This window comes from Scandinavium sp., from assembly GCF_051650185.1.
In the GTDB taxonomy this organism is placed as follows: domain Bacteria; phylum Pseudomonadota; class Gammaproteobacteria; order Enterobacterales; family Enterobacteriaceae; genus Scandinavium.
In genome coordinates, this window is record NZ_JBOFIN010000152.1 from 26561 (window position 1) to 36295 (window position 9735).

Below are 9735 nucleotides of genomic sequence, written 5' to 3' on the forward strand. Positions count from 1 at the left end.
ACAGGTGAAGAAATGACTGGGCATGATACTGAATGTGGGTTCAGTCTGCCAATAGTTTGCTGATTAAAGCGTCATGGCGCTGCTTTTGGCGGCTCATGCGCAGACGTTCAGCTCGAATGATGGTTTTCAAATCGCCAAGAGCGGTATCAAAATCATCGTTCACAATCAGGTAATTATACTCAGCGTAGTGGCTCATTTCTGCAACCGCCTGCGCCATGCGTTTGGCAATGACTTCTTCGCTGTCCTGACCGCGACCACGCAGACGGCGGTCTAATTCGTCTTTCGACGGCGGCAGAATAAAGATACTGCGTGATTCGGGCATCGCTTTGCGAATTTGCTGCGCGCCCTGCCAGTCGATATCAAGAAACACATCAACGCCGCTTTTCAGCACTTGCTCGATGGTTTCACGCGAGGTGCCGTAATAATTGCCAAACACTTCTGCGTGCTCGAGAAACGCCTCTCTGCCGATCATTTCTTTGAATTCGTCGTGATTCACAAAGAAGTAGTGTTCACCGTGCACTTCACCAGGACGCGGCGCGCGCGTGGTGTGCGAAACAGAAACCTGGGTGTCGTACAACGGTTGGGTTTTCAGTAATGCCTGAATCAGGCTGGATTTACCCGCGCCACTAGGGGCAGAAACAATATAAAGCGTGCCTTGAGCCATGAGAGTCTTGTGTATGTGAGTCGAAAGAAAGTCTACATACGAGCCTATTATACACGTCGCTGCTGAGTGACGTAGCCCCCGTCACACTTTTTGCCTCAGTTTCTTCCATTTTGCGTACTGTTTTCCTGATTTACTTGTTTATTCCTGCAACAACGCTGATTTCTCTGGAGCCACTACGCATTCCACAAAAGTCGCACTCGAAACGCTTTTTTTATCGCGTTACAACCTGCCGCAATCAGGCAGGAGAAATGAAATGAAAGGGATAACGCGAAGAATGATTGTGCTGGCGGTAGCGCTGACAGGATGTGAAGCCCAGTCAGCTTGCCCCAAATGGTCACAAGCCCAGGCGACGCAGGAAATATCGCGGCTGGAGAAACAATTATCACAATGGGATGCCGCCTACTGGCAATCAGGGAGAAGTGACGTGAGTGATGACCAGTATGATCAGCTCAGTGCTCAGTTAAGGCAGTGGCAAGGCTGCTTCGGTGCAGTGCCGGAAGAACCTGTATTACCGCGTCTGAAGGGGAGTACGGCTCATTCCGTGGCGCATACGGGCGTGCGTAAGCTAAAAGATCGGGTATCGATGGGGCAATGGATGGCCGACAAAACCGATCTCTGGGTTCAGCCGAAAGTTGATGGCGTGGCGGTCACCCTTGTTTATCGCAATGGGAAACTGCTTCAGGCCGTCAGCCGTGGCAACGGGCTTGCAGGAGAAGACTGGACGGCAAAAGTGCAGCAGATGCCTTTAGTGCCGAAAATTCTGCGCGGTGAACTGGCAAACAGCGTCTTGCAGGGAGAGCTGTTTTTGCGCCGTGAAGGGCATATTCAGCAACAATCTGGCGGCATGAATGTAAGAGCTAGAGTGGCGGGGGCTTTGCTGAGTAAGACCAATAATGCTCTGCTGAACGATCTCTCGGTATTTGTGTGGGCATGGCCAGATGGACCCTCTCAGATGTCAGAGCGCCTGATGTTGCTCAACGAAGCAGGATTTCCCTACGTCCTGGAGTATTCACGACCGGTGAAGCGGGCTTCAGAGGTAGAGGCCCAGCGTCAGGCCTGGTTTTCTACGCCTCTGCCTTTTGTCACTGATGGTGTCGTTGTGCGTTCGGCAAAAGAACCACCTGGGCGGTTGTGGCTGCCTGGCGAAGGGAGTTGGGTTGCGGCCTGGAAATATGCTCCTGTGACGCAAATTGCAGAGGTGAAATCTATCGAATTCAACGTCGGGCGAACGGGAAAGGTTTCGGTGGTTGCTTTGCTTGAAGCCGTCCAACTCGATGATAAGCAGGTTCAACGAGTCAACGTGGGCTCGCTCAGACGCTGGAATGAACTGGATATTGTGGCAGGCGATCGCCTGAATATCAGCCTTGCGGGTCAGGGGATACCCAGAATCGATGGCGTTGCCTGGCGGGCAACTGAGCGGCACAAGCCGAACCCGCCTCTCTCATCATTGACCTCATCGACATGCTATCGGGTGTCAGAGGAGTGCCAATCGCAATTTCTGGCGAGGATGATATGGGCCGGGAAGCAGTTAGCTGTGGATAGCGTGGGTGGAGTGTTATGGCAGCAACTCAGCGAAACACACCATTTTGAGCATCTTTTTTCGTGGCTGACGTTGAGCGAAGCGCAGTTGCAGCAGACGCCCGGCGTATCTCCTCATCGTGCCCGGCAGCTTTGGCATCAGTTCAACCTGACCCGGCAGCAGCCGTTTTCAAAATGGCTTCTGGCGATGGGCATCCCGCTTAACCAAAAAGCGTTGCGGAATATTGAGGACCGAAGCTGGCAGGAACTGGTGGAATTGCAGGAGGCTGAATGGAAAAAAATCTCATGGATTGGCACCCGAAAAGCCAGCCAGATGGTGCGGTGGCTGGCCGAACCGCAGGTGAAATCGCTCGCGCTCTGGTTAGGTGAGCAAGGGATTTCGGGTTTCAACGCTCAGTGAGCGCTGTGCTTATAGTGAAAAACAGGCAGGCCGAGTTTCAGGCGAAGTGCCAGCAGGCGCAGGGTAAAGCCGAACAGCAGCGTTGCGATCACGACCACGTCGTGGCTGCTGACATAGTGCTGAAGGGCAATATAAAGCACGGCAGACGCAAAGGAGACGCCAGCATAGAGCTCTTTCTGGAAGACCAAAGGAATGCGCTTGCAGAACATATCACGCAGAACGCCGCCAAATACGCCGGTCACCACGGCGGCAATAGAGGCGATCACCGGGCCTTCGCCCATATCGAGAGCGATTTGGGCACCAATGATAGAGAACACCACGAGACCCAGCGCATCGAGGACCAGAAACAGGCGGCGCAGGTGTGGCATCACCGGGGCCACGATAGTGGTTAAGACGGCGGCGGTGGCAACGATGATCACATATTCAGGATGCTTCACCCAACCGAGCGGGTAGTGACCGAGCAGAATGTCGCGCACAGACCCGCCGCCCAGTGCAGTGGCCGTGGCGATGATGATGACACCAAAGGTATCCATGCGACGACGTCCGGCCGCCAATGCGCCGGTCATCGCTTCCGCGGTGATCCCAATCAGATAAAGAATATGTAGCAACATGTTCGCCCCCGTCGATGATGGCGGGAGAGTAGCGATTTGTGCGACAGATCACGATTGAGAATTTCTAAGGCAAATCAAAAATGATTAGTTTTTCTAATTCACTAAGGCTTAATTATTGGTGCTTAATGAGAATATGAATTTGTTTATAGATTAGAAAAATTATCACGTTTATCAAAAGTTGAAGGAACATAAGATGATGAACATTTCTGCAATGTTAAAAGCGCTGGCGAACGGGGTTAATCCCGAGACGGGCGAGTTTATGAGTGCTGGATCTATAGTGAATCAGCCTGATGCTATCCGATTGTTGTTTACGCTTTCTGACGAGCTGGCAGACGAGCCTGAAAAGCAGAAAAAGGGAAAACTGACGGCGGAGGAGCGCCAGCAGAAGAACATCGCGGAAGGCCGACCCGCAAAATCTTATTTCCCGTGGACGGAGTCAGAGAAGGGCTTGCTAGAAGAAGGCTTCAGGGCTGACGAAACCATAGAAGTACTGAGCGTGAAGTTTGAGCGTTCAGTCAGGGCAGTGGCTATTCAGCTGGAAAAGATGGGGCTTATTACTGCCGAGCAGCTGCTGGCGTTATCGTAAAAGAAAAAGGCCCGTAATAACGGGCCCTGGGTGATTACTCGATGTTCTGGATTTGCTCGCGCATCTGCTCAATCAGCACTTTCAGCTCGATGGCGGAGGCGGTGACTTCGGCATTGATGGACTTGGACCCGAGGGTATTCGATTCGCGGTTGAACTCCTGCATCATGAAGTCGAGACGACGACCAACGGCCTCTTTCTTCTTCAGGATGTTCCAGGTCTCTTTCACGTGCGCTTCGAGGCGGTCAAGCTCTTCCGCGACATCGATTCGCTGGGCCATCATCACCAGCTCTTGCTCAAGACGGTTGTTTTCCAGCTGAACCTGGGCTTCTTCGAGCTTGGCGACAAGACGCTCGCGCTGCCACTGAAGGATTTCCGGCATATGTGCGCGTACTTTTGTGACTTCAGCGCTTACGCCGTCCAGGCGTTGCTCAATCAGGGATTTCAGCGCTTTGCCTTCGGTTTCACGTGCGAGAATGAAATCATCAAGCGCGCCATCCAGGGCCGTCAGGATTTCAGCAGTAATGGCGTCCAGATCCTGTTCCTGGGCTGCCATGACGCCCGGCCAGCGGAGAATATCTACCGGGTTAATTTCGCCTTCGTCACTTTGCATCTTCACCCAGTTAGCCGCATTGACTAACTGACGAGCCAGATTTTCATTCAGGATAAGTTCGCCCTGAGCGCTTGGGTCCTGTTCAAAACGCAGCGTGCATTCCACTTTGCCGCGAGTCAGGCGTGAGCGGATGCGTTCACGTACTACCGGCTCCAGGCTTCGAAATTGCTCCGGCATGCGGAAGTAGGTTTCGAGATAACGCTGGTTTACCGAGCGCAGTTCCCAGGCGGCGCTGCCCCAGGAGCCCTTAATTTCACGGCGGGCGTAGGCGGTCATACTGCGGATCATAGACGTTCCTGTTTTTAAAGGAGAGATGGGGGGATTATAGCTACCGGGGCTTTCTCATGATAGGAATAAGCGCGTTTAATCCGTATAATGCGCAGCCACATTCGTTTTAAGCCGGAGATTTATCATGCGTCCAGCAGGCCGTAGCGCTCATCAGGTGCGTCCCGTAACCCTGACCCGTAACTACACCAAACACGCTGAAGGCTCTGTGCTGGTCGAATTCGGTGATACTAAAGTCCTCTGCACCGCGTCCATTGATGAAGGCGTACCGCGCTTTCTGAAAGGGCAGGGCCAGGGCTGGATCACCGCCGAATACGGCATGCTGCCACGTTCCACGCATACCCGTAATGCCCGTGAAGCGGCAAAAGGGAAGCAGGGTGGCCGCACTATGGAAATCCAGCGTCTGATTGCTCGTGCGCTGCGTGCGGCTGTGGATCTGAAAACGCTGGGCGAATTCACGATTACCCTCGACTGCGATGTTATTCAGGCAGATGGCGGCACGCGTACTGCGTCTATCACGGGTGCCTGTGTGGCGCTGGCTGATGCCCTGAATAAACTGGTTGCCGCGGGCAAACTCAAAACCAACCCAATGAAAGGCATGGTGGCTGCGGTTTCTGTGGGTATCGTCAACGGCGAAGCGCTGTGCGACCTGGAGTACGTTGAAGACTCCGCCGCGGAAACAGACATGAACGTGGTGATGACCGAAGATGGTCGCATCATCGAAGTTCAGGGTACGGCTGAGGGTGAGCCGTTCACCCACGAAGAGCTTCTCACCTTGCTGGCGCTGGCCCGAGGGGGAATCGAATCCATTGTAACGACGCAGAAAGCGGCGTTAGAAAACTGATTTTAAGGGCGACGTTGTCGCCCTTTTTTTTGTCCAAAGAAAAGCACAGAAAGTAAGATGAGGAGCGAATCCATGAAACCGTATCAGCGCCAGTTTATTGAATTTGCGCTTAACAAGCAGGTACTGAAGTTCGGCGAGTTTACGCTGAAATCCGGGCGCAAAAGCCCCTATTTCTTTAATGCCGGGCTGTTTAATACCGGGCGCGATTTGGCACTGTTAGGCCGCTTCTATGCCGAAGCGCTGGTGGATTCGGGGATTGATTTTGATCTGCTGTTCGGCCCGGCCTACAAAGGGATCCCGATTGCCACTACCACCGCAGTAGCGCTGGCTGAGCATCACGAGCGCGATGTGCCGTACTGCTTCAACCGCAAAGAAGCCAAAGATCATGGCGAAGGTGGCAACCTGGTGGGTAGCGCGCTCGAAGGGCGTGTCATGCTGGTGGATGATGTGATTACCGCCGGTACCGCTATCCGTGAGTCGATGGAGATTATTCAGGCTAACGGAGCAACGCTTGCGGGGGTGCTTATCTCGCTTGATCGTCAAGAGCGCGGCCGCGGTGAAATCTCGGCGATTCAGGAAGTGGAACGCGATTACGGCTGTGAGGTGATTTCTATCATCACCCTGAAAGAGCTGATTGCGTATCTGGAAGAGAAGCCTGAAATGGCGGACAGCCTGGCGGCCGTTCGCGCTTATCGCGAAGAGTTTGGCGTATAAAACCAAAAACCGGGCGTTTTCGCCCGGTTCTTTTTACTGCAGTTGAGCGTATACCAAAGGCCAACGCGCATCGAAATCATCGGTTGGGCGGTATTTAAACTCACTACGAACGAAGCGGGACAACATCCCTTCGCAGAATGACAATAGCTGGCTTGCCAGCAAAGACTCATCCACGCTGTAGCCTTCGCCTTCACGCATCTTCTTTTCGCGCAGTACCTGGCGGATTTGCGCTTCAATACGCTCAAAAAGCTGATTGATACGCCCCTGAAGCCTGTCCTGTTCGAACATCAGCGCATGGCCTGTCAGAATGCGGGTAAGGCCTGGATTTCGCTCGCCAAAACCTAGAATAAGCAAAACAATCAAACGCAGACGCGCCCCGGTATCTTTCTCATCCTTCAGGATCAGATTAATACGGGTAATCAGACTGTCTTCAATAAACTCGATAAGGCTGTCGAACATGCGAGTTTTGCTTGGGAAATGACGGTACAGTGCGGCTTCAGACACGCCCACTGACGCCGCCAGTTTCGCGGTTGTGATTCGCTGACTGCCATCGCTGGATTCAAGCATAAGTGCCAGAGATTGAAGTATTTCTTCGCGACGATTCCTTTTCGCGGTTTGTTTTTCTGCCATGTTGTAAAATACCCCTGAAAATTAACACTTGTCAGGCGCGCATCCATACCGCGACCGCAAGCCTTTGCTTGCGTTGGTGTTATTGCATTATTTCGCTGCTGGATGCTGCGTCAGGACGCTTATTTACGTCCTGAATGGCCGAAGCCGCCTTCGCCACGGTCGGTGGCGTCAAATTCTTCCACCAGATTAAATTCCGCCTGAACGACAGGAACAAAGACCATTTGAGCAATACGTTCGCCCGGCTCGATAGTAAAGCTCTTCTGCCCACGGTTCCAAACAGAAACCATCAGCTGACCCTGATAATCAGAATCGATAAGGCCTACCAGGTTGCCGAGCACCACGCCGTGTTTATGGCCCAGGCCAGAGCGAGGCAGGATAACGGCAGCCAGAGACGAGTCAGCGATATGAATAGCAAGGCCTGTTGGCAGTAGGGTTGTTTCACCTGGAGCCAGTTCTACGGCGTCATCCAGACAGGCTCGCAGGTCAAGTCCGGCAGAGCCGGAGGTGGCGTAAGTTGGCAATGGGAATTGCTCACCCACACGCGGGTCCAGAATCTTAACGTCGATTTTTTTCATCATAACGGGTAACGATCTCGTCCAGTAGTAGTTGGCCCAGGAGTTCCTTTCGCGCAAGCGGTAAGACTTTGTCTCCATCCTGCCAAAAAAGGTGCAGCGCATTGTTATCGCTATTAAACCCTTGATTATCTTGTGATACGTCGTTGGCACATATCAGATCAAGGTTTTTACGGGCACGTTTTTGCCGTGCGTATTCTTCCACATTATTTGTTTCTGCGGCAAACCCTACGACATAAGGACGAGCGTTTTTCAGAGCGGCAATACCTGCGACAATATCCGGGTTTTTGACCATTTTCAGTGTTAATTCATCGCCTTGCTTTTTGATTTTCTCATCCGCAATGGCTTGTGCCCGATAATCCGCCACCGCCGCGCAGCCGATGAAAATATGCTGCTTTGTGGCATTGGCCTGCACCGCGGCTTCCATCTCCAGCGCGGTTGTCACATCAACGCGTTGTACAAACGGTGGCGTTGGCAACGAGACTGGGCCGCTGACCAGCGTGACGTTTGCGCCCCGTTTGGCTGCTGCTGCCGCAATCGCAAAGCCCATTTTGCCCGAGCTGTGATTGGTGATGTAACGCACCGGGTCCAACGGCTCGCGGGTCGGGCCAGCGGTTATCATGATATTGAGATGTTGCAGATCTTTGACAGGCGAAAAATGCGCAGCCGCCATATCCACAATGGTCAATGGGTCGAGCATTCTTCCTGGGCCAACGTCTCCACACGCCTGGCTGCCGCTGTCCGGGCCCCAAAGCAGAAGCCCACGTGATGCCAGCGTTTCAAGGTTGTGCTGGGTCGCGGCGGCTCGATACATCTGCTGATTCATTGCAGGCACTACCGCAATCGGTGCGGCTGTTGCCAGGCAAATCGTTGACACCAGATCGTTTGCCATACCGGCGGCAACGCGGGCAATAAGGTCGGCCGTTGCTGGAGCCAGAATCACCAAATCGCCCCATTTGCCCAGTTCAATATGGCCCATGGCGGCTTCAGCGGCGGGATCAAGCAGGTTGTCAGACACCGGATAACCTGACACGGCTTGCAGGCTCAAAGGAGTAATGAACGCTTTTGCTGCGTCTGTCATGGCGACGCGAACATCAGCACCACGCTCGCGCAAACGGCGAACCAGTTCAGGGGTTTTATAGGCAGCGATACCGCCGCTGACGCCGAGAACGATTTTTTTACCGGCCAGGCTCATCATGATTCTTTCCTGTGGAGGACATCGGAATCTTGCCATTTTATCACAATCATTCTGCACTCGTGCTGCAAAGGAAAATCAGTCTGCGAGGCGCTACGCAGAGATGTTATCTCCCTGTCGCCAATGCCCAAAAGTGCATGACAGAATGGGCGAAGTCAGAAGGAGAAGGTCTATGGAAACGGACGAGCCGATTCTGCCGCGTGAGAAAATGCAGGTGGATGGCATTGAATCGCTGTCGGATACCGAGCTGTTGGCTCTGTTCCTGCGCACCGGTAATCAGCGTAGGGACGTGCTGGCCTTTGCGAATTATTTGCTGGGCCGCTTTGGTTCGTTGCACGGGTTGTTGTCGGCACCGGAGGATGCCTTGCTCGACACCGAGGGCATTGGTATTGCGAAATATGCTCAGCTCAAAGGGATAGCTGAACTGGCCCGGCGTTTCTTCAGCATGCAGCTACTGCTGCTGGAAGACCCCTTACGCAGCCCGAATGCGACGCGGGATTTTTTACGTAGCCAGCTGGCCTGGGAGGAGCGTGAGATCTTTATGGTGATCTTCATGGACAGCCAAAATCGGGTGATCAGGCACTGCCGGATGTTCACTGGAACCCTCAGTCACGTTGAGGTTCACCCCAGAGAAATCGTTCGTGAGGCGATTAAAAGCAACGCCGCCGCGCTGATCCTGGCGCATAATCATCCTTCCGGAAGTGCGACGCCGAGTAAAGCAGATAGAATCATTACCGAGAGAGTGGTAAAGTGCTGCAACTTCATGGATATACGTGTTCTCGATCACCTGGTTGTTGGGCAAGGAGAGATAATTTCCTTCGCTGAACAGGGCTGGATTTAGCGATCCATTGGGATCTTTGTCTGTTCGGGACTTGAGCACACCGCGGAGTCAGCGTATACTACGCCACCTTTGAGAATCTCGGGTTTGGCATTTGGGCCTGGCTGCACGAGTTCACTAAGAACCGTCAAACCGGGCTGTAGCAGCCTGACGAGGCGCCAATACCCTATACGAAGCTCGAGCTAATTTGATTTTTGGAGAATAGACATGTCCCGAGTCTGCCAAGTAACTGGCAAGCGTCCGGTGA

The 9735-nt window shown here is 53.3% G+C and carries 11 protein-coding genes; 5 read left to right on the plus strand and 6 right to left on the minus strand.

Features of this window, described 5'->3' with window-relative positions; translation table 11 throughout:
- Positions 1–40 precede the first annotated feature (40 nt).
- The gene (gene gmk / locus ACRCWW_RS21430) at positions 41–664 is read right to left on the minus strand and encodes a guanylate kinase (RefSeq protein ID WP_404656559.1); all 624 of its coding nucleotides are present in this window, start codon (positions 662–664) and stop codon (positions 41–43) included.
- Positions 665–917: 253 nt separating this feature from the next.
- Here gmk and ligB point away from each other — a divergent pair, with 253 nt between their 5' ends.
- Positions 918–2603, plus strand: a complete 1686-nt coding sequence (ligB, locus tag ACRCWW_RS21435) for an NAD-dependent DNA ligase LigB (protein ID WP_438684211.1) — start codon at positions 918–920, stop codon at positions 2601–2603.
- Here ligB and ACRCWW_RS21440 read toward each other — a convergent pair.
- Positions 2597–3214, minus strand: coding sequence for a trimeric intracellular cation channel family protein (locus tag ACRCWW_RS21440; RefSeq protein ID WP_438684212.1), 618 nt, complete (start codon positions 3212–3214; stop codon positions 2597–2599). The two genes, ligB and ACRCWW_RS21440, sit on opposite strands and share 7 nt — an antisense overlap.
- A gap of 196 nt (positions 3215–3410) precedes the next feature.
- On the opposite strand from ACRCWW_RS21440, the gene ACRCWW_RS21445 reads away from it, so the two are divergent.
- The gene (locus tag ACRCWW_RS21445) at positions 3411–3800 is read left to right on the plus strand and encodes a hypothetical protein (RefSeq protein ID WP_438684217.1); all 390 of its coding nucleotides are present in this window, start codon (positions 3411–3413) and stop codon (positions 3798–3800) included.
- Positions 3801–3834: 34 nt separating this feature from the next.
- Here the strand turns inward: ACRCWW_RS21445 and ACRCWW_RS21450 are convergent, their stop codons facing one another.
- Entirely contained in the window at positions 3835–4698 is an 864-nt protein-coding gene (locus ACRCWW_RS21450; protein ID WP_438684213.1) for a YicC/YloC family endoribonuclease, read from the minus strand.
- Positions 4699–4822: 124 nt separating this feature from the next.
- On the opposite strand from ACRCWW_RS21450, the gene rph reads away from it, so the two are divergent.
- Together rph and pyrE are read left to right on the plus strand one after the other, a co-directional pair.
- The gene (rph, locus tag ACRCWW_RS21455) at positions 4823–5539 is read left to right on the plus strand and encodes a ribonuclease PH (RefSeq protein WP_438684214.1); all 717 of its coding nucleotides are present in this window, start codon (positions 4823–4825) and stop codon (positions 5537–5539) included.
- Between the two features lie 72 nt (positions 5540–5611).
- Positions 5612–6253: an orotate phosphoribosyltransferase gene (gene pyrE, locus ACRCWW_RS21460; RefSeq protein ID WP_330984697.1), complete on the plus strand. Its 642-nt coding sequence runs from the start codon at positions 5612–5614 to the stop codon at positions 6251–6253.
- Positions 6254–6286: 33 nt separating this feature from the next.
- Here the strand turns inward: pyrE and slmA are convergent, their stop codons facing one another.
- The 3 genes from slmA to coaBC all read right to left on the minus strand — a co-directional run bounded on the left by slmA (position 6287) and on the right by coaBC (position 8650).
- Positions 6287–6883: a nucleoid occlusion factor SlmA gene (slmA, locus tag ACRCWW_RS21465; RefSeq protein ID WP_330984698.1), complete on the minus strand. Its 597-nt coding sequence runs from the start codon at positions 6881–6883 to the stop codon at positions 6287–6289.
- A 119-nt stretch (positions 6884–7002) separates the two neighbouring features.
- Positions 7003–7461, minus strand: a complete 459-nt coding sequence (gene dut / locus ACRCWW_RS21470) for a dUTP diphosphatase (RefSeq protein WP_404656565.1) — start codon at positions 7459–7461, stop codon at positions 7003–7005.
- Positions 7439–8650, minus strand: coding sequence for a bifunctional phosphopantothenoylcysteine decarboxylase/phosphopantothenate--cysteine ligase CoaBC (coaBC, locus tag ACRCWW_RS21475; RefSeq protein WP_438684218.1), 1212 nt, complete (start codon positions 8648–8650; stop codon positions 7439–7441). The genes dut and coaBC overlap by 23 nt, the downstream gene beginning before the upstream one ends.
- A 172-nt stretch (positions 8651–8822) precedes the next feature.
- Between coaBC and radC the strand changes: the two genes are divergently transcribed.
- Positions 8823–9491 (plus strand): RadC family protein, encoded by a 669-nt coding sequence (radC, locus tag ACRCWW_RS21480; RefSeq protein WP_438684215.1) that lies wholly within the window; start codon positions 8823–8825, stop codon positions 9489–9491.
- Positions 9492–9735 lie beyond the last annotated feature (244 nt).

What these genes read in the sequence shown, in the direction of transcription:
- ACRCWW_RS21445 (WP_438684217.1), top strand. Translation starts at nt 3,411, where the DNA reads ATGAACATTTCTGCAATGTTAAAAGCGCTGGCGAACGGGGTTAATCCC.
- dut (WP_404656565.1), bottom strand. Translation starts at nt 7,461, where the DNA reads ATGATGAAAAAAATCGACGTTAAGATTCTGGACCCGCGTGTGGGTGAG.
- ACRCWW_RS21440 (WP_438684212.1), bottom strand. Translation starts at nt 3,214, where the DNA reads ATGTTGCTACATATTCTTTATCTGATTGGGATCACCGCGGAAGCGATG.
- pyrE (WP_330984697.1), top strand. Translation starts at nt 5,612, where the DNA reads ATGAAACCGTATCAGCGCCAGTTTATTGAATTTGCGCTTAACAAGCAG.
- radC (WP_438684215.1), top strand. Translation starts at nt 8,823, where the DNA reads ATGGAAACGGACGAGCCGATTCTGCCGCGTGAGAAAATGCAGGTGGAT.
- rph (WP_438684214.1), top strand. Translation starts at nt 4,823, where the DNA reads ATGCGTCCAGCAGGCCGTAGCGCTCATCAGGTGCGTCCCGTAACCCTG.
- coaBC (WP_438684218.1), bottom strand. Translation starts at nt 8,650, where the DNA reads ATGAGCCTGGCCGGTAAAAAAATCGTTCTCGGCGTCAGCGGCGGTATC.
- ACRCWW_RS21450 (WP_438684213.1), bottom strand. Translation starts at nt 4,698, where the DNA reads ATGATCCGCAGTATGACCGCCTACGCCCGCCGTGAAATTAAGGGCTCC.
- ligB (WP_438684211.1), top strand. Translation starts at nt 918, where the DNA reads ATGAAAGGGATAACGCGAAGAATGATTGTGCTGGCGGTAGCGCTGACA.
- slmA (WP_330984698.1), bottom strand. Translation starts at nt 6,883, where the DNA reads ATGGCAGAAAAACAAACCGCGAAAAGGAATCGTCGCGAAGAAATACTT.
- gmk (WP_404656559.1), bottom strand. Translation starts at nt 664, where the DNA reads ATGGCTCAAGGCACGCTTTATATTGTTTCTGCCCCTAGTGGCGCGGGT.